19 protein-coding genes are annotated in these 19,649 nt (G+C 50.4%); 3 read left to right on the forward strand and 16 right to left on the reverse strand.

Annotated features, from left to right (window positions below):
- Positions 1–49: 49 nt before the first annotated feature.
- From M1D70_RS21490 to M1D70_RS21515, 6 genes are all read right to left on the reverse strand, one after another.
- Positions 50–565 (reverse strand): RDD family protein, encoded by a 516-nt coding sequence (locus tag M1D70_RS21490; protein WP_456287892.1) that lies wholly within the window; start codon positions 563–565, stop codon positions 50–52.
- Positions 566–902: 337 nt separating this feature from the next.
- Entirely contained in the window at positions 903–3,242 is a 2,340-nt protein-coding gene (locus tag M1D70_RS21495; protein ID WP_456287893.1) for a glycoside hydrolase family 95 protein, read from the reverse strand.
- A 141-nt stretch (positions 3,243–3,383) separates the two neighbouring features.
- The gene (locus M1D70_RS21500; RefSeq protein ID WP_456287894.1) at positions 3,384–5,996 is read right to left on the reverse strand and encodes a carbohydrate-binding protein; all 2,613 of its coding nucleotides are present in this window, start codon (positions 5,994–5,996) and stop codon (positions 3,384–3,386) included.
- A gap of 20 nt (positions 5,997–6,016) precedes the next feature.
- Positions 6,017–8,077 (reverse strand): alpha-galactosidase, encoded by a 2,061-nt coding sequence (locus tag M1D70_RS21505; RefSeq protein WP_456287895.1) that lies wholly within the window; start codon positions 8,075–8,077, stop codon positions 6,017–6,019.
- 313 nt (positions 8,078–8,390) lie between these two features.
- The gene (locus tag M1D70_RS21510; protein WP_456287896.1) at positions 8,391–9,185 is read right to left on the reverse strand and encodes an SDR family oxidoreductase; all 795 of its coding nucleotides are present in this window, start codon (positions 9,183–9,185) and stop codon (positions 8,391–8,393) included.
- A gap of 50 nt (positions 9,186–9,235) precedes the next feature.
- On the reverse strand, positions 9,236–9,583 hold the full coding sequence (locus M1D70_RS21515; RefSeq protein ID WP_456287897.1) for a nuclear transport factor 2 family protein: 348 nt from the start codon (positions 9,581–9,583) through the stop codon (positions 9,236–9,238).
- Positions 9,584–9,749: 166 nt separating this feature from the next.
- On the opposite strand from M1D70_RS21515, the gene M1D70_RS21520 reads away from it, so the two are divergent.
- On the forward strand, positions 9,750–10,637 hold the full coding sequence (locus tag M1D70_RS21520) for a LysR family transcriptional regulator (RefSeq protein ID WP_456287898.1): 888 nt from the start codon (positions 9,750–9,752) through the stop codon (positions 10,635–10,637).
- Positions 10,638–10,699: 62 nt separating this feature from the next.
- Here the strand turns inward: M1D70_RS21520 and M1D70_RS21525 are convergent, their stop codons facing one another.
- The 9 genes from M1D70_RS21525 to M1D70_RS21565 form a co-directional block, all read right to left on the reverse strand.
- Positions 10,700–10,966: a hypothetical protein gene (locus tag M1D70_RS21525; RefSeq protein WP_009589968.1), complete on the reverse strand. Its 267-nt coding sequence runs from the start codon at positions 10,964–10,966 to the stop codon at positions 10,700–10,702.
- Between the two features lie 20 nt (positions 10,967–10,986).
- A complete protein-coding gene (locus tag M1D70_RS21530) occupies positions 10,987–11,673 on the reverse strand; it encodes a class I SAM-dependent methyltransferase (RefSeq protein ID WP_456287899.1) in 687 nt (228 codons plus the stop codon).
- 32 nt (positions 11,674–11,705) lie between these two features.
- Positions 11,706–12,221, reverse strand: coding sequence for a hypothetical protein (locus M1D70_RS21535; protein WP_009590056.1), 516 nt, complete (start codon positions 12,219–12,221; stop codon positions 11,706–11,708).
- A 15-nt stretch (positions 12,222–12,236) separates the two neighbouring features.
- The gene (locus M1D70_RS21540) at positions 12,237–13,118 is read right to left on the reverse strand and encodes an alpha/beta fold hydrolase (RefSeq protein ID WP_456287900.1); all 882 of its coding nucleotides are present in this window, start codon (positions 13,116–13,118) and stop codon (positions 12,237–12,239) included.
- Positions 13,119–13,144: 26 nt separating this feature from the next.
- Positions 13,145–13,843, reverse strand: coding sequence for an HAD family hydrolase (locus M1D70_RS21545; protein WP_456287901.1), 699 nt, complete (start codon positions 13,841–13,843; stop codon positions 13,145–13,147).
- Between the two features lie 16 nt (positions 13,844–13,859).
- Positions 13,860–14,327 (reverse strand): NUDIX domain-containing protein, encoded by a 468-nt coding sequence (locus M1D70_RS21550; RefSeq protein ID WP_119847269.1) that lies wholly within the window; start codon positions 14,325–14,327, stop codon positions 13,860–13,862.
- A gap of 91 nt (positions 14,328–14,418) precedes the next feature.
- Positions 14,419–14,985 (reverse strand): YfiT family bacillithiol transferase, encoded by a 567-nt coding sequence (locus tag M1D70_RS21555; RefSeq protein ID WP_456287902.1) that lies wholly within the window; start codon positions 14,983–14,985, stop codon positions 14,419–14,421.
- 86 nt (positions 14,986–15,071) lie between these two features.
- On the reverse strand, positions 15,072–15,494 hold the full coding sequence (locus tag M1D70_RS21560; protein WP_456287903.1) for a hypothetical protein: 423 nt from the start codon (positions 15,492–15,494) through the stop codon (positions 15,072–15,074).
- An 87-nt stretch (positions 15,495–15,581) separates the two neighbouring features.
- Positions 15,582–16,031, reverse strand: coding sequence for an NUDIX domain-containing protein (locus M1D70_RS21565; protein ID WP_456290477.1), 450 nt, complete (start codon positions 16,029–16,031; stop codon positions 15,582–15,584).
- Between the two features lie 320 nt (positions 16,032–16,351).
- Here M1D70_RS21565 and M1D70_RS21570 point away from each other — a divergent pair, with 320 nt between their 5' ends.
- Positions 16,352–17,443: a class I SAM-dependent methyltransferase gene (locus M1D70_RS21570; protein WP_456287904.1), complete on the forward strand. Its 1,092-nt coding sequence runs from the start codon at positions 16,352–16,354 to the stop codon at positions 17,441–17,443.
- 225 nt (positions 17,444–17,668) lie between these two features.
- On the opposite strand, the gene M1D70_RS21575 is transcribed toward M1D70_RS21570, so the two are convergent.
- Positions 17,669–17,953 (reverse strand): hypothetical protein, encoded by a 285-nt coding sequence (locus M1D70_RS21575; RefSeq protein WP_009590009.1) that lies wholly within the window; start codon positions 17,951–17,953, stop codon positions 17,669–17,671.
- A 169-nt stretch (positions 17,954–18,122) separates the two neighbouring features.
- On the opposite strand from M1D70_RS21575, the gene M1D70_RS21580 reads away from it, so the two are divergent.
- On the forward strand, positions 18,123–19,607 hold the full coding sequence (locus M1D70_RS21580; RefSeq protein WP_456287905.1) for an endonuclease/exonuclease/phosphatase family protein: 1,485 nt from the start codon (positions 18,123–18,125) through the stop codon (positions 19,605–19,607).
- Positions 19,608–19,649 lie beyond the last annotated feature (42 nt).

Genomic DNA, 19,649 nt, shown 5'->3' on the forward strand with positions numbered 1-19,649 from the left:
AAGGTCGATTTCTTCATGTTTCATTAGAAGGAGAGTAAACGCACAATACTCACCCTGTCCTGATTACCCTTGTTCTTGAGATCATATCATACAGGGATTTTTTCTCTTTTGTCAAAATAGTAGTCGCAATATATACCAAAATCAATAAATAAATTAGGCCGCCTATAAAGTAATAATGAAGCGGCACTGCTTCATCTCCTATATGAACTAAACGGTAAACAAGGAAGTGTGACAACTCCCAGGGCAGGAATTTTAATGCCGTTCGATAAACCATCTTTATAACCGAAACGGACCCATGTTTACTATTCACTACTCGGATACCCATCTTCCTTTTTCCAAATGACTGTCCGCCAATCACCGAATCGCTAAGGATAAAATAAAGGGATACTGGTAATGTCACCATTAGAAAACCTCTAAATTGTGCGACTACAAGAGAGCCCGTAAAAAACTGTTGCAAAGATGGGAACAAGACTGCATTAAATAGAAATAAAACTACTAAATATATTAAGATAAATAAATAATCGATCATAAACGCTTTAAAACGAAGTACAAAGCCTGCATTCATTTACATCCCCCTTTTTATAATTGCTACTGCTGTCTGATGCTTACTTTTATTAGGTTCAACTTCCCCCTTCTAAATCGATATCTCTTATTTTATTTATACATATCATTTTGGAAAAGATGTCCATAACACGTACTTTTACTACCTTCTGATCGATCAACATGCAAAACAAAACGGCCAGTAGACCCATGGATTTCAGGACAAAGACCGTTTAACGATTTAAACTTATATTAGTTTACTGTCTTGATTGCTTTTTCAGCATGGATCCAGACGCCGTATCAATTAAGATAGTACTACGTAAAGTCCTTGAGTATCACAAATACCGGAAACATGCTTACAATTACAACTCCACCTTCAATTCCTGCACCTTCCCCTTCTCAAACCCCACCTCCATCTCCCTCCCCCCATAAAACACCCGCACACTCCCACTCTCATTCCCCTTCACCCTCGCCTCAACCAGCTTCCCGTTCTCCCAGCTCATATCCACCTCTATATTCCCTTTCGCCTTCAGCCCTTTCACACTGCCTGTCGGCCATATTGCCGGCAGTGCGGGCAGAAGATGAATTTCGCCTTCGTGGCTCTGCAGCAGCATTTCCGCAATGGCGGCGGTGCCGCCGAAGTTGCCGTCGATGACAAAGATGTTGGACTCGGCTCCGGCTACGCCGGGTTTCGAGTAGGTGAGCATGTTGTCGAAGCACAGCTCCCCGATCAGGTGGGCAATATGCTGCACGGCTTGGTCCCCGTCATGCAATCGGGCGTAGAAGAGTCCGAACAGGGCCGCAGTAAATTCGATATCCTCCAGGTCGGCCCGGCTGTTCCGGTTCTCCAATGTCACTCGGGCTGCCGCAGCGAGTTCCGGTATACGATGCGGCGTGATTTGGCTGCCGGGATACAGGGCATATAGATGCGACAGATGGCGATGCTCCGGCTGCGCCTCCTCATAGTCCTCCAGCCATTCCTGCAGCTGCCCCTTCTTGCCGATCATCAGCGGAGGCAGTTGATTCAGCGCCGTCTGCCACTTCTGCTGAAGCTCCTCATCCACGCCCAGCGTCTGTGCAGCCTTCACGCAGAACGCCAGCAGATCCCGGACCAGGACCTGATCCATGGTCGGGCCCATGGACAGCTGCTGATGCCCATCCTCCGGTTTGCTTGTATAAAAGCTGTTTTCCGGCGAATTCGACGGACCTGTCACCAGCCAGCCATACTGCGGATGCACGGTCATGTAATCCATGAAAAAGGCTGCGGCCTCCTTCAAGACAGGATAAGCCAGCTCCTCCAAAAAAGTCTGATCGCGGTTGTACGCATAGTGCTCCATCATATGCGTGGCGATCCATAGCCCGCCCGTCACGTTAAGCCCCCAGGAGGTTCCCCACCCCGGTGACGCAAATCCCCAGGCATTGGAGAATACATGGGCCACCCAGCCTTCGGCATCGTAATAATGGCGCGCCGCCGAGCGACCGGCGACCGATAGCTGCTGAATATACCGCATGAGCGGCTCATGGCTCTCGCTCAGGTTCGCCGCCTCCGTCGGAAAATAGTTCATCTGGGTGTTCACATCCAGGTGATAGTCGCAGCTCCAGGCCATCTTGTTGGCTTCGCCGTCATTCCATATGCCTTGCAAATGCATGGGCAGGATGGAGCCTTGTCGTGACCCGCTAATCGTCAAGTACCGGCCATATTGATAAAACAACGCAAACAACGCTGGATCGTCCCGCTTGCCCTGCTTAAACCTGCCGATCCGCTCGTCCGTTGGCAGACTGGCATGCTGGCTACTTCCCAAATCCAATCGTACGCGGGCATACAGCGGCTGATAATCCGCCAGATGCTTGGCTCTCAGCGCGTCATATCCCAGCAGCACAGCCTGTTCTAGCTGCAACACGCTTTTCTCCCGCCAGCTCTCGCCTTCTTGACGGTAATCCGTATTCACCACAAAATAAATCGCCGCCTCATCCGCTCCGGAGACGTTTATGGTGTCATCCGTGCAGCTCACCTGCCCGCCTTCCGTTACGACGCGCAGCTGTCCTTGGCAGGACACCCCGCACTCCCCATTGCTATGTACGCTTTCCAGCGCCTGTCCCTGGAATTCGATTGTGTCCTTCCCAGTAACGACAGCATGAAAAGGACCATTCTCCCCTCGAATCGAAATGCGCAACCACACGCCTGACGAGCCAAAGCTGCTGCGGATCCGCGAAACGATGACCTGATCGGCATGGGAAGCAAAGACCTCTCGCGTCATCTCCACTCCATCGATCTCGTAGAAAGAACGCGCCACCGCCTCCTGCAGATCCAGTTCCCGATGGAACAGCGGCTCAGCTGCTGCATCTTGTCTCCCGCCTTCGGATGGCTTCACGTTATGATCAAACTCCAGAACGACTTGGCATAGTCCCAGATTGGTGCCAAAATTCAATTTTTCCGGCTCCAGGTGCTTCTTAGCCAGTCGATCGCCTTCGCGATAATCGCCTTGGAAGAAATGCTGCCGCATCTGCTCCAAATCCGCTTTGCTGTTGCTTTGCCCTTGAGCCGGCTCCGGCCGGCCGGACCAATAGGTGGTTTCGGTGATATTCCATATCTCTCTGTCAGGGGTGGATACCACCACATTCCCCATTCGGCCATTGCCGATCGGCAGCCCTTGCGACCAGCCCTGGGCCGGTTTCGTATACCAAAGCTTCATATCTGACATGTTGTTTTCTCCTCTTCATTTGATTTTCCAATATCGAGACAAGCACTACCCTTACAGCAAAAGCAAGAAATCGCGATCCCCGGATGGAGCCGAGAACCGCGATGGACTTGCAGATGTACGTGATGAATCGATGACTACTTGTTATGGATTAGGGACGATTTTATAAAGCTTGGATTCGGCCGCTTTTAGCGTCACATCCAGCGAAGAGCCAGACGCCGTCTGAGATTGGCCGCTCCAAACATCCGTCACCGTATAGGACGCCGCCCCTTCCGAAGCGATACCGGCACGAACGAGATCCACGGTGTGCTGTGCCGCATTTTGCGTATAGTTAAACACAGCTACGTAGTGGGTTCCCTGATCGTCCAGCACAAATACATTCGCTGCCTGCGTGCCCGTGTTGCCTTCTACCGGCCGGAACGCCTTACCCTTCATCGCTAGCCCGTTCACTTCCGGGTTGGTCAACAGCGTTTCCATGTACTGCCGTGCCGTCGCATCCGTTACGTCATCCGAATTCAGGAAGACCGTGCCGGAGATCGCGGCCGCATTGACGCGAGACTGCGCGCCTTCGATCGATCCGCCTTTGGTCAAGTGCATATAGTCCGGATCGGTATAATGGTAGATCGTTCCGTTCTGCCACCAGCCGTACGTGAGATTGTTCAGCTGATATTCCGTGCTGCCGATGCTGCCGTCGATATCGCAGGAGATGCGGCGGCTGTGCGCATATTGGCTAGGGAACAGCGGCGCGATGGAAGCGCTGATGAACATGGAGCCGTCCAGCACTTCATTCACGTAAGCCATTCCTTGGTTATAAGCCTGGATGCCGGTTTGAACGTTGGCATCATAGTGCTTGCCTTCCATTGCCCCATGGCTCAGAAAATCGATTTTGATATATTCAAAGCCCTTGCTCTTGAACTTATTCATGTAATAATCGATCCGCTGCTTCACGCCCGGATGCGTCGGATCCACGGCATAAGCGCCGTCCAGCGTCGGCAACACGTTGCCGTCCATATCGCGCAGCACGATATCGCCGTATTTGTATTTGCCGTTCGTCCCTTCGACTTCCTGCTCCATATTGTTGCCCCAGTACACGAACGGCGAATAATAGATGCCGGCCTTCTGTCCATTGCTATGAATGAGCTGAACCAGATCCGTCAGCTGCTGATCCGTCATGTTATCCCAATAGGAATCAAGATTGATATAGATATTGCCTTCATTGTTGAAGGAATGGTTCTGAATATGGTCTTTAAAATAATTCGAGACGGAAACCGCCTTGTCAAAGCTCAAATCGCTGGCATAAGCTCCCCAACTGTTCCAGCCGACCGGAACGCCTTCAGGAATGTCCTCGCCAAAGGCTAATGGAGGCTGGATCGCTGCATTCACCCGGCCAAATTCCTCCAGCCCGGTCCGGTAATCCTCGAAATAGCCGACCATGATTTTCGGCGAAGCAACCTGCTTGCCCGTTACCTTTCCATGCGGAATCGTATCCCACGTGGAGGTGGATGACGTAAATCCGCCATATACGCGCAGTTTGTTCAATTTATCATTCGAGCCGCTCCAATAGATGCCCGTCTTCCACGTGTCATGCGTCACCGATCCGATGACGAGGCCGTTCCGGCTCGTATTGTCATAGATGGCCGTCAGCTCCGAGCTGACATACAGGCCGTTGTTGAGGCCGGTATTCATCGACTTCGCTTGGTATCTGGACCAAGCATCATTGTCGAACGGAACGACGAGGACCCGGTTATCGTCATAGCTGCCGATGTCGATGCCGCCTCTCGCTTCCATCGCGATAGGTGCGATGTTCCCCGTAGAAATTGCGGAATGATGGGAAGCGACTGTTTCCGTAAGCAGATACGGTCCGTCTTCATAGACGTAATAGATTTGGCTGAGCGATGGTTTTCCCCCATCCTCATTCACGACCGTCACCTTGATGCCCTTGCCGGTGGCATCCTGGAATGGGACCACTTGATTTTTATAGAATTTATGATGTTTATAATCCTTGCTTGCAACCATCCGGTCGAGCTGGATCTCGCTGTATAACCCCTTGGCGACCGGTTTGCCGTTCCAATTGTATTGGGACAACCCGGTCGAGGTGTTGTACAGCAGCTCATACGTCGGATTGGATACCTTGAAGCCGTTGGCATATTCGGTTAAGGTGATGGAGCCATAACTCGTGGCTTTCTTTTGCTTGCCCAAATCGCCAATGCTGCCATCTGGGCCTGATCCGTCATCGCCGGCTGAATCAAAGGTCAGCTCAATCTTGTCAAAATCGGGCGAGTATCCGCCTGCATCATCGAACAGAATCGTGTTGCTGCCCTGATTCAAGTAAATTTGAATCTGATAGGTGCCGATCGTGTTCCAATCTGCTGTTTTCGGAAAACTGAAGTTCTCCTTCTCCGCTCCGTTTACGGAGATCGAAGCCGCGCGGGAATCCCCGGAGATGTAGAACATGTTCATATTGTAGATACCGGCCTTATCGGCCTGAATCCCGTTGAACGTCAGGGTGGAGCCGCCGTACAGATTGCCAGCTTTTTGCCCGCCTGAACAGAAGCCGCAATCGACTGCACCTGCATTGCCGGTAAACGAGTTCTGAGAAGCCTCGGCCTCGTAGGTAAGGTCGCTTCCCGCCGTCGCCGTACCCGAAAGCTGCGGTTCTGCCGAAGCAAAGGAGCTGCCTAGCACAGACCCCACTAACAGCATCGATAAGAATAGCATGAATGGCTTTTGGAAGAATTTGAACGGATGAATACTCACTGAACCTCTCCCCCTTCTTTTCATTGATTTCTACTTAATTTCAGGATTTTCGATTCGGCTGGCGCCAGCTCGACCATGAGTGTGCCGTTCGCTTGACCTGTCGTGCTTTCCCACACATCCAGGACAGTGTAGGAAGCGTGCGCCTCGAGTCCGCACCGCTCCAAGGAAACCGTCTTCTGTACGGACTCGGCCCCCTCAAAGTTAAATACGGCAATATACGTTGTTCCCGGTTCGCTTGGATGTGTCAGTACAAACGTATCCGCAGACTGTTTCCCTAGATTCCCCTCTACGGGCACAAAGGTTCTACCCAATCGGGCAATCTCAGTGATTGCCTCATTTCCCAACCAGGTCTTGGCGCGCCATGCCGCTTCCTCATGCCGGAAGTCATCGCCCAGCAGCAGCACCGTTCCCGAGATCACGGACGCGGTCAGACGGCTTCGCCCTTCATGGCGGGTCGTCGAATCCTGATTGTAGCTTTTATAGATCACGGCATGGTCCGGATCGTTAAAGCGGTACAGCGTATCGTTCATCCACCACCCGTGGGTCAGCGAGTTCAGCAAATATTCCGTATCCTTAATCGTTCCGAATACATCGCAGGAAATTCTGCGGCTGTGCGCATAGGAATAAGGGAACAGCGGGGCAATCGACAGGTTGATGAAGAACGGTCTGCCGATTCGCTCCGGGGAGAGCTTTTCCGTCAGATACGAGAGGCCGTAGTTGTATGCAGCGATCCCCGTCGTAATATCCGGGTTATGATGCTTGCCCTCCAGAGCCCCGTGCGCCATGAAGTCCAGCTTGATATACTCAAATCCCTCGGAGATGAATTTATCCGTGAACCAATCGATTCGCGCCAGGTTTCCGGGATGTGTAGGATCAATCGCAAGTCCGCCGTCAACATCCGGCAAAATCTCGCCATCCTGGTCGCGAAGCAGGATATCGCCATAGGTATACTTCCCATCGGTGCCCTCCACGGGGTTCCCGAACCCAGCCGGACTTCCCCAGAAAGCAAACGGCGTCCAGTATGTACCGGGTTTGTGCCCGTTCTCGCGGACCCTTTTCAAGGCATCCTCCATCTCGGCAGGCGTCAGGCGATCCCAGAACGCATCGAAATTCACGTACAGGGTATTCTCGTTATGAAAGCCCTGCGGCTGAACCTCCCGCTTCAGAAAATCGCTCGTCGCCACATACAGGTCGTAATCCAGCGTGCTCATGGCAGCCGACCAGCTGTTCCAGCCGATCGGAACGCCGCCTTCCCAGCTCAGAGCAGGCGCTATCTTCGCATTCGCTTCCCCATACGCTTCGAGTCCTGCCCGGTAATCGCCGTAATCCCCTACCATAACCAGCGGAGATTCGACGCGCGTTCCTCTTACGTAGCCATGCGGCTGGGAATCTCGGGTCATGATGTCGGCCGCGCCAGCGTACAGTTCCAATTCATCCAGCTTGCCTGCGGTTTCCCCTTTCACGCGAATGCCGGTCTTCCACACGTCATGACTGATCGATCCCATAATCAATCCATTGCGGCTATCCGGCTGGAACAAGGCCGTCACTTCGTAGCTTTCCGTCTCCAGCGGGGCCTTCTCCGTCAGATAGCGCACCCATTTGTCATTGTCATAAGGCACGCGCAGCACATGCAGCGCTTCTGCTGGAACCGTCTCGTTCCCGCTGGATACGCTATCGGTTTTCACCACCGCGATGCGGTTTACCTTCATTTCCTCTTGGCCGACAATGACGATCCGTGTGATGAAAGATGAAGCTCCCTCATAGACATAAAAATGCTGTTCCAGGCCTGGGAGCAGATCGGATTCATGCTTAATCACGGCATGGATTCCGGTACCGAACGGATCTTGGATCTTCTCCGGCTGCCCCATCATATAGTGGCGGTCGTAATGTCCCGTATGGTATTCCCGGCCCTGCCATCGAAAGCCGCTTCGTACTTCTTGCAGAGCGAATCCCCTGCTGCCTGCGTAGGCGTAACCGCCTTTTTCCAAATCCACCTCGATGGCCACCAGACCATTCGCCAAGCGAATGTGAGTTTCGGCATTCACCCCCACGTTCACCGCCGTATCGCTGCTTCCTAACATCTGTGGATTGCCTCCTTCTGCGTGCATCTGTGCTGCATTCAGGACGCTATCGCATCAAGCGCCTTTTACAGCTTGCTACCATTATAGAAGCGCGGGTAAAGCGCTTACTATACAACGATCTTCCGATCCATATCGGGATATAACGCATCTGGAGCGACCCATTTGTTAAAATGCAATATGGCCACTTTCCGCCGATCGCTGGCGACGGACCCACTCGAAAAAAAAGGCTATCGCAGAGCGCCTAAAGTTCTCCGGATAGCCTGTTTTACCTATGGATGATGAAGTACCACTGTTCTCACGCTAGATCTTATCATTAGACGGTTGGTATGGTGCCGCCGTCGATCACATATTCGCTTCCCGTTATGGATGACGCCCTGTCCGATACAAGAAATGCCACCAGTTCGGCTACCTCTTCCGGAAGCCCGGGACGTCCTAGAGGGATCCCACCGAGCGAATCCATCAATTCCTGGAGCGCACTTTCTCGGCTTCCTGATACCGACGCAATCCGGTCGATCATGGCATCTGCAGCCTCCGTCTGAATGAAACCGGGCGATACGGCGTTAATTCGAATGCCCCGCGGGGAAAACTCGTTGGATAACCCTTTGCTGTAATTGGCAAGGGCAGCCTTCGCCGCGGCATAAGCCAGCGTGGTTTCATAGAGCGGCAGGCGTCTCTGTATCGAAGTGATATGAATGATGGCACCTGATCCCTGCTCTACCATGTACGGCAGCAGCCTCCTGTCCAAACGAACCGCTGCGAGAAGATTCCAATTCAAGGCTTGAACCCAATCCTCGTCGGTTAAGGCAAGCGCCCCTCCAGGGGGTGTGGTCGAACCGCCTACGCAGTGCACCACGATGTCAATTCCATGCAGGTGCTCCTGTACACCTTGAACCACCTTGTCGACGCCTGTAGACGTCGCAATATCGGCTTGAACGAACAAGCCGGAGCCGACCCGAACGCTAGGTTCGGAACGGGCGGTAGTCAGTACAGCCGCCCCACCGTCTGAAAGCCGCTTTACGATGGCCTGACCCATTCCTCTGGTTCCTCCAGTAACCAGCACTCTTTTGCCTTCAAACTCATTCCATGGTCCTTCATGTCTTTGTTTCATAATTGCCCTCCAGTATTCGTACGCTTAAATTTTGAATATGGTATTTTTTCTTACTTGGATTCAGATATCTGCAATTTTGAAATCTGACCGCTTTGCACCGTGAAACAAAATTCAAAATAGTAAGGGCCTGCCGGATAATCACCATTTACTTCGGTTGAAACGATGTACTGGTCTAGGCGATGATGAATGTTTGTCGCCCGGACATTTACCCGTGCGCCGATGAATTCGTCGTCGCTCCATTTCTGTATGGCTGCCTTGCCCCTGAACTCCCTGCTGTCATCGACGACTATAGCATCCTTGCCGAAGCATGAAAGCATCCGGTTTGTATCATGATCATTGCTTGCGGATATAAATGTGCGAATTACACTCGGCAGCTGCTTCTCGCTTATCTCGATCATAAACGCTTCACTCCTTATGATGTGATATTCCTCAGGCTTGACGCCGCTTATCCTCCTCCGGTCCGGTTGAAGACAAGGATATCTTACCTTGACGGTTTCATAACGTCCAATTTATAATAATCATAAAATTTATAAATAAAATTCATATAAAGTAGGTGCTTGAAGATTGGAGCTTACCCAGCTGGAGTATTTTTTGACGGTTTCCCGTCTTCAACATATGACGAAGGCATCGAAAGCGCTCAGCATCACGCAGCCAGCTTTAAGCCACGCCATCTCCAAGTTGGAGAGCGAGCTGGGCGTCCCGCTGTTTGAACGAAATGGCCGTAATGTGAAGCTTAACCGCTATGGCAGCATGTTTGCCAGATGGGTGGAGCAGGCACTTCAGGACATTCAGAACGGGATGCAGGAAATCGAAGAATCGTCCAATCCGGACACGGGGATCATTTCGGTTTCTTACCTGAATATTTTAGGGGTCGATCTCGTCCCTGCCCTTGTCAGGGCCTATCAGCTGGCTCATCCCAAGGTTCGTTTTGAATTGAATCAGGGAAACCTCGGCGATATTGACGAACATTTGGAAAAAGGGCATTCGGACCTCATGATTACATCGAGAGAATCCACCATGGATCATCATAACTGGCTGGTCATGAGAACCATGCCTTTATATATCGTGGTTTCAAGCCGCCACCGCTTGGCGAAACGTCCCTCCCTAAGTCTGATGGATCTGTCCGGAGAGCCGTTCGTCGGTCTGAAGCATAATTGCGGCCTTCGAGCCACGATTCAATCGCGATTTCAGCATACCGGCTTTATTTTGTCTTCGACGTACGATGCAGAAGATTTGGCCACCGTTGCGGGTTTTATTAAAGAGGGACTTGGCGTCTCCGTTCTGCCGAAAACGGCCGGCCTCATGCTGGAAGGTCTCTCGTGGATTCCCATTACCGATGAAGGCTGGTACTGGGAGATCGGCTTGAAGTGGAGGGAAGACCGCTACCTCTCGCCTGCGGCCAGACGATTCATTGAATATGTGGAGCATCATTATCAAGTCAGCGGGAAGTAACCGGTTGGTGCACAATAAAAGGCTATCCAGGTCAAAACGACGCTTGGATAGCCTTTACTGAATCATCGAAAGATCACGCCAAACACCTTCGCCACGACCACGCACTCCATGACGAAGATCAGTAAACAACAAAAATAGAAAACGGACAGCTTCAGCTCCCCGAACTGATCCTTCCAATAACGTCTGCGGAACAAGGAGATAATATCCGGCGTAAACGAATACTTCACCGACTGCTTCAGATCATCCACGTCATCGAATATCCGTCTAAAGATCCACTTATAGATCGGAATATTCAGGATGAACAACACGACATAAACTAGAAGCTCCACGAGGCCGCGTCACCTCCTAGTTAAACATGCTTCCACCAGACCCCAGCGCACTCCGGCACCGTTGACCATTGGTTCGCTATGATCTTGTCCGTTAACTCTTCACCGAAAAAGAAGCCTGTGTGTAGCAATGCCTCCTCTACCGTATCAAAAACATAATCGGTCCGAATCCACTGATGGCTAAATCCGTATTGCTGCTCCAATTGAGCGTAATAACCGGTTAGGAAATCGGGAGGATTCGGGGTCTCCGTTCCGGTTCCCATCGTTTCCAGTATCAAAATCGTCCCTCCGGGTCTCAAAACTCGATGCAGCTCCGACATCACAAGTTCAAGATTCTCACGCCATTCCTCGTGGCTGGAATCGGCCAGATAACTAATGCTCCAGCCCGATACAATCAGATCTACACTCGATGAAGCAACCGGGAGATTGCGATGATCAGCAACCATTGTGGTCCAATTGTGAGAATCTAAAGCTTCAGAGCATTTATCGTCCAAAATATCGAGCATGGGTTGCGATATGTCGGTACAGATCAATGATCTAGCATCGGCGGCAAGCAGCATGGATAATCGGCCTGAGCCTGCCCCCAAATCAAGGACATCCAGTCCTTCGTACGGTTTGACCCTATGGATAAGTTCAGTTAAATCAGGCTGTCTGCTAACCATGGCCTCATAGGCTTGAGCCTGCTTGTCGTAAATTTCATCAATAGACACGATTGTTCCCCCTATCCAGCCCGCTTACGGAATTAATTCTCCGCGGATGGTCCTTGTCTTCTGTTCATGATGTGCTGTATCAGTTTGTACATGAAGCACAGCAGCAGCGAGAAGGCAATCATCATGAAATACGTGTTCCAATTGAAAAATTGATTGTTCATATGTATCGAAAGGAGTCCGCCGGACGTTATCGATTCGATGTGATCCCAGTCCGCTTGGCCCCACCTCAATTGAAAAGCCTCCGCTAGGATTTCTCTATAGATTTCGAGTCGATGAAGCTGATATGCATAACCCGCTAGGATATAGCCAGCCAGAGCTAAGATCACAAGGCTTAACCAGCTGAAAGGCATCTTCAGGTCTTTAAAAATACGAATCCATTGATAGACCAACATAAGAAAAAGAATGCCTAAAGGGATGAGCAGCAGGATGGCAGGATTGCCGTTTCCGGAGCTGCTGCCGGGCCGAGGCGTCATCATATTGCCGAATAGAACCACGCCTAGCACGGCAAGTGCAATGATGATTAAAGCGGCAAAACGTCTCATTTTCATATCGGCACACCTCGCTCAAGCTTCCTTGCAAAAGCCTATAATCTCTTCATGAACGAGCTCCGGCATCTCATGGTTAATGGCGTGACCCGCCCCGTTAACGATGCGGTAGCGCATCCCGTTCGTCTCCAATCTGGCAACCGCCTGCGGATAATGACTAAGCAAATCCCGCTCGCCAATGACGAACAAGGACTTGCTGCGAATAGCCTGAATGTCGGCAGGCGAATGGATCGTAATCGCATGCTTCATCATGGAGCGATTGTTGAAGTACTTCAGCAAGTAGAACCAGTGCTGCATAAGCTCTGGGTTGTTCTCAAATGCATCTGCATGGGTACCGCACAGCTTACGAAGCAATGAACGCACATTCCGTTCCGAAGGGAATAAGGCTTCCGGCAGAAAAGCCCGCATCATTTTGCTCATCACTTCAAACTGGCTTCCGGCAATGCTCCCGGCCAAACATACGATCTTGCTCACCCGATCCGGTCTGACGATGGCGTAATGGTAGGCCAGATAAGCTCCGTAGGATACGCCCGCGATATAGACAGCGTCCACATTCATTGCCTCAAGGACCTCGTCCAACCATGTTGCCTGATTGAATTCGCGTGCATACTTGTCGTTCGGCTCGCTCTTCCCGGACCCTCCGATATTATCCACCGCGATGATATGAAAGTTACGGGATAGCTCCTCCACGTTATATATCCACATCATGGCGATGTTATCGCCCGTTCCATGCAGTAGTAGCAGCGGAGGAAGATCCGAAGAACCTACTGTTATAACGTGAGTCATACCGTAGGAAGTAGAAATATTATGCTGCTCATACGGTACCGTCCACGCTGACAGCAGGCGGTCGTAGGATGCATAGACGAGCTTTTGTCCATGATTGCTTTTGAATCGCTTCAATACCTGCACCTCCAACTACATAAAATTTATCTTATGCACTTGCCTTCATGGTGTTCGGCATATATAGGGATCAATTGTTCCAGCTTATGTATGGTCCTGTATGGCTTCACGTCCAAAGAGTCGTCCCATCTCCCGTCTCTTGTATACCAGATGGCTTTGATACCGCATTGAGCGGCCCCGATTATATCGTTATGCGGATGGTCTCCGACGTACCATGTCTCTGATGGCATTACGTGAAGTTGGTTCAAAGCTCTCGTAAAGATTGCCGGATCCGGCTTTTTGACGCCAGCCTCTTCGGAGATCACGATAGAATCGAAGTATTCGCGAATCCCCAGCTGATGGATCTTGCCCTCTTGGACTTGAACGGTTCCATTGGTGATGATGCCAAGCTTAAGTCCCCAAGTCTTCAACTCGCGCAGGACGGAAACCAGCTGATCCATCGGCTGGATACAACTGGCGATTTCCCCTCTGAAAAATGACAAGTATTCATCCGCCTTCGGGGGATTCACCCACGGAAGCTGCTCGACCAGCATCTCATATACTTCGCGCTTATCCCGATAGCCATGATGATCCGCTTCCTTGAATCGCTTGGCTATCATCATTTGAGCAGCTTCATCGGAACTGGGAAAGTACCTGGCAATCAATCGCTTGATGAACGTGTTAATCGCTGCCCTTCTGTCCGTTAATGTCTCATCCAGATCGAAGATGATCGCTTTTAATGTCATAGGCGCCTGCTTTCTATTAAAAATGAGCTCGCTCTCCATTTCCCTTGATGAAAATAGGCTCCGGATATTTCAAAGCCGTCGGCGGCCGCTGATCCTCCGGATAAAACGCCAGCTCCGCAAACTCGTCATTCTCCCGGTCCAGCTCACCGCTCACAACGCTGCACTCGAATACAATGGTGAGGTACTCCACTTGGTGCCCATTGCTGTATGTATATCGGCGTTCTTTTCCGCCATACACCCCAATGATTCGTTCAGGCTTGATATCAAGCCCCGTCTCTTCCTTCGCCTCGCGAATCATCGCCTCCGCCGGCGACTCACCCAGCTCGATGGCACCGGCTACAAGGCCCCATAATTCTTCGTGATGCTTCCTTCCGAACAAAATATCATCCTGATCATTTCGGATAATGCCTGCAACGGACGGCATGAATATCAGCTGATCTCCGATCTTCTCTCTCAAATCTTTATAGTAATCCGACATTCCCATGGCTTTACGCTCCTTTGGTTTGGTTCTTCATGCTGACATGGAAGGCTTGGAATCTATCTTCTTCTGTCCTGGATCTCCAGCTCATATGGGCTCACTCCTTATGTAACTTCACAGCTTCGCGGTTCGCTATGGATCTAATCTGTGCGATATGATGCTGGTTGTGCCATACGAATCGCTGCAAGGCGATGTCCAGGGTAATGCTGCCGAGCACTTGGGTTCTCATGGTTCTTTTGAAATCCTCGGGATGTAGATCCTTAAGCAGGATAAGAAAACGAAAATGAAGTGTTTCCAGAAGCGAAAGCGAGTTCTCAACGGGTACCTCCGTGTAATCACTCAGCTCAGCCCATAAATCCTCCCGGTACGAGCTAGCCAGCGGCTCATCCTCGGTCAATGCCCGTTTAAATCGCAAGTAAGCGTTCATGTCGTTATCGGCGAGGTGGTGCACGATTTGCTGAATGCTCCAGCCACCTTCACGGTATGGCATGTGCAGCTGGGAAAGCGGACACTTCATGATGATTTGCCGAAGCGTCGGTACGATTGAAGGAATCTGCTGCATAAACTTCTGTCTGTCCTCCAAAGTTGGCTCCACCAATGGCTCAAAGGAGCCCAGGGGATAACGGATGCTGACCACCACTTCCTTACCTCCTCCAAACATCATCGTACCCTTCATATATGGAACAAATGATCTTTTGTTTCGCTGCAGCACAAGAAATATCATGTCCCCATCCTATTAACAGTCCCTATCTATGGGTTGGATCTAGGATTGTAGTCACAGATAGACCTTATAAACAATATACCTGACAGCACGGAAAGCAGCATGTGTATTTCCGGTTTCCCAAACACCTCAATAACGAACAGCCTTCCAAGTCCAAACCACTCGATCCAATAAACACTAGGAATAAAGATGATAACTGTAAGTATAGCAGCGGGCAATAACAGCCACCTTAATCGAACTTGCCCCTTAATTAAACTACCCAGTGCTCTCCACTCTATTAAAACTCCGAACAGGAATCCGTATAAACTCATCTTTAATAACGAGAATTGCTGGGGAGATAAATCTGTATATGCCCTTTGAATTTCATTATGAGTTTCTGTCATCAGGTACAGTAATATGAACATACCGATGACAACGAATCCGCCAAAAGCGATTTTTTTAGGTTGGATCATCCCTCTTTCGCTCCTTTATTCGAAAAAAATAATACGAAATATCCGCTAAGAATTATGATTATGCGATGACCCCGAAGTTAGAAGCAGTTAAGACGGATGAAACAACGCAAGCGGGTGCTGTACGCCTTTTTCGAGGCTCTCCACAATCCGCCTCATGACTTCGGCATCCCGGAATATCATGCTGTCATCCGCGAAGATATCAGGCAGCGTGACCCAGCGGCAATCCTTTATCTCGTCGGCATTCAATTGAAGCGAGCCCCCCGTCACGATTCCGGTAAAATGAAACATGACGACATGGTGATTCAAACTGCTGATAAACTGATAAACCCCTGTAGTGCCCGTCAATTGGACTTCATAACCTGTTTCTTCCTTCACTTCTCTAATAGCCGCCTCAAACATCGTTTCTCCAGGCTCGATGCGCCCTCCCGGGAAGTTCCACGTATCCCGAACCGAAGGTTTATTTTCTTGAATGATGAGCACTTGATCCCCTTGTACGAGGGTAACGCTGACCACAAGCACGATCCCGTTTTCCGTCATATCCACATTCCTCTGCACATGATCTACATAAACAGAACCCACCTTTGGCGTTAACCACGAGGAGGGTTCTTGGATGAAATATCTGGTAACTCCCCTTATTCTACCGTTAACGCACATAACACGCAATCGGGACGACGTTGTTGAATCTTCAACTCGAATGCCTCTCCTTCTCAAGTATTTGGCCCACCGCTGCTAGAAGTCTTTTTTAAAGATAGAGTCACGCGTCGGGTCAAGCCGATAGGGCAGAGAGTATATTATTGAATACTAAAACGTTCCTGAACATCACCATGATGATGATTCGATTAATTGGAGGTTGAGCGATGTCCGGGTATGTAAATGTTGATGTTCCGATCGAACTGCTGTTCACGGATCTGGTTACGGAGGAAAGAAAAAAGGATATTCCCAACTACACCGATAGCTGGTACGAACATCACAAGCTTTCCGCTGATATGCCGATCATGCGTTTTGATTCGCACAAGAGCCTGTACCGATATTTCATGAACGAACAAGCCAGCCCGTCCGCGTACCTGGATTGGTATAAGAAGATCTTTCTCACCAGGGGGATCGACCCGCCTTTACAGGATGAAGAGGTCCTCGCCTTTAGGAAAAATCAGTATCACATGATGAAGGTGGATCTGTCGTCCAACAGCGCTTTTTTTCACCAAGACCCGCCTCTGGTGAAATTTAATCGCGCAGGAGGTTATTTTAACCTGAAGGATGGACATCACAGGTCGACTTTTTTGTATTGCCAAGGTAAAAGGAGCATGAAAGTCAAAATGTCCAGCGAAGATTATATGGACTGGATGAATATCGAAGGGCTGTCAGAGGTTGCCGATTCTTTTCAGAGATATCAACGGAGCCTTATTTATACCCCCATACTGCACCCTTCCTATCTTCATTTGAAGAGCGAGCGCGATCAAACCTATCCGACAAGACTTGATGTCATTATGGATTTCTTGGGTACACGTTCTCTTCTCGGTACGAAAGTGATCGATATCGGCTGCAATATTGGATATTACGCGCGGCATTTCGCCCGCGAAGGTGCGCACGTAACCGGATTGGAGCCGCTGGCTGAGCATTATGATCTGGCTTTGCGGCTGAATCGGCTGGAAAGGGTGAACTTTGACCTGCTTCCGGACCGCTTCGAATCTTCATCAAGACTTCAGCAGTATGAGATCGGCCTCCTGTTAACCGTTTTTTATCATCATATGGGAGACTCGGATATCCGTAACGCTTTCTTGCGGAAAATCAATCAATGCATAACCGATATGCTCTTCTGGGAATCCGGTGGCGAACCGGAAACGGAAAAATCGCTGCTGCTGCAAAATACGCATTTCACCCGGTTTGTAAAGCTGGCGGCCACATCGGGCACTGGGAAAGTAAGGGAGCTCGGCGTATTCTTAAAAACCTGAAATGGGTGGTTACAAAAGAACTAGAACTCGGGAGCCCGTGCTTCTTGAGACGTTATTTACGTTAACGACGGTATTGAGGTCAAACGGGACTGCAGGACAATGGTGTCTTCTTGGCCTCATTCTTGTACCGAACCACCGCGGAGCCGGGAACAACCGGATAGGCGGTGCTAGGTTTACATATTACGAACAGCCTGATGGACCTCATATCGCCATCATCTCTTCATATCAATATTCTCTTCTATCCCGAGTAGCATCCTCCAGCCATGAGATAAGCCCCATTTTGCTAACGTAGATCTCATGCTGCACCACGATATAAGGAAACAATGTACCAACCTCGGATCCATATTGCTCTCTTAAGGCATTTTCGGATGAGATTATATTCTTCACCTGATACTCGGTAAGGTTCAAGAACTCGGCCGTTTCTTCAAGCGTCATTAACGGACGTTCCGATTGCACCATATTGGCTTCTTCCGTACTAGCCGAAATCGCTTTTGATCCCTCCGTCCTCATCCTTTTCCTCCACGAATATCCAAAACAACAGCAAAAACCTAAAAAAATGTAAATACGCAGCCCGTTAAAAATACGATATGATATGGGCAAATCAGGAAGGGAGGACAAGTGACCTGCTTAGCATCCATTAAGAACATATTTTTTTGCACATGACAAAGGAGGAGTTTTAATGAGAATCCCCAAAATCACCAGCCTATTCATGATGCTTACATTTCTGACGACGGCATCGCTATCCGCTTCCGGCGAAATGGGAAGCACCGCGGAAGCCTCGTCGGGTCCTTTAAAGGTTATGAGCTTCAACCTGCGGTATGCCGCCAATGACGGTCAGCCCTGGGAGAACCGCCGCCCAGTCACCAGGAACCTCATCCTGGAGCATCAGCCGGACGTCATTGGAACTCAGGAAGGACTTCACCGGCAAATCGTGGATCTGGAGAATGATCTGCCGGGATATGATCGAATCGGAGTCGGACGCGAAGGCGGGAGCTTAGGGGAATATATGGCGATTTTTTATAATACGGAACGGCTGAAGCCACTGGAGCAGTCTCACTTTTGGCTGTCCGATACGCCCCAGACGATCAGCTCGGCCAGCTGGGGCAACCAAATTCCGCGGATGGCAACCTGGGTTCGCTTTCAGGATCTTCGAAACGGCAAAACCTTTTATATGGTCAACACGCATCTGGATCATCAATCCGAGGTTTCCCGGCAGAAGAGCGCCGCACTTATCGTTGATAAGATGAAGGCATTTGACCCGGAAATCCCCGTTGTAATCACCGGCGATTTCAACACGCTTCCTGGGAGCGATACGTACTCGATTTTTACAAGCAACGGGTTGTCGGATGCCCATGTCACGGCCAAAAAGCGAACCAACGATGATCTGGGAACCTTCCATAACTACAAGGACCCTACGGGCGGCGGCAGCGGAAACCGGATCGACTGGATTCTGCACGGCCAAGGGTGGAATGTCCTGCACAGCGAGATTATCAACTACAAGGAAGACGGCCAATACCCTAGCGATCATTATCCCGTCATGATGGAGGCCACCTCGCAACAATCCAACAAAACCACCGGAGAAACGGTGCCCAAGCAGCCCTTGACCACGGCTCTTCATATCACCGAAGTGGTCGCCAACTCGAACGAGCAAGGGAATTACAATTATGTGGAGATTTATAACCCCACGAACCGGGAAATCGACCTGGAAGGGTATCAAATCTACTACTATTACGACCCTGCCCTTCCGTTCGACAAATCCAAGTCCAACCGCTGGACCATTACGAAGGATCGCTACAGCACCAATACCCTTATCGGTCCGAATGAAACCAAGGTGATCTGGATCAAGAAGCAGCCTTGCTGTTTTGACCTGGGCTTTGAGCAGTTCCTTGCCAACTATCAAGTCAACGGAGATGAGCTCTCACCTTCTCAACTGCTCGCCGTCTTTACGCCGGGCAACAATCAGGGGCTGAACGGAACCTCCACCAGCGGACGTTCCTTAGGCATTGCATCGCCATCCGGCACCCATCTCGTGGGCGTCCAGTTTAATAACGGGCAGCTGGATGCCGGGGTTAACGAGTCGATCACCTATCAGGAGCCTGCGCCGCTGATGAGCATTATGCAGAAAAAAGACACGTTTCAGCTCCCTTCTCCTGGTCACCCGTAAGCTTCTTCCCAAAAAACAGATAGATCTTCCACATGCCATGGC

The organism is Paenibacillus sp. AK002 (assembly GCF_053903045.1).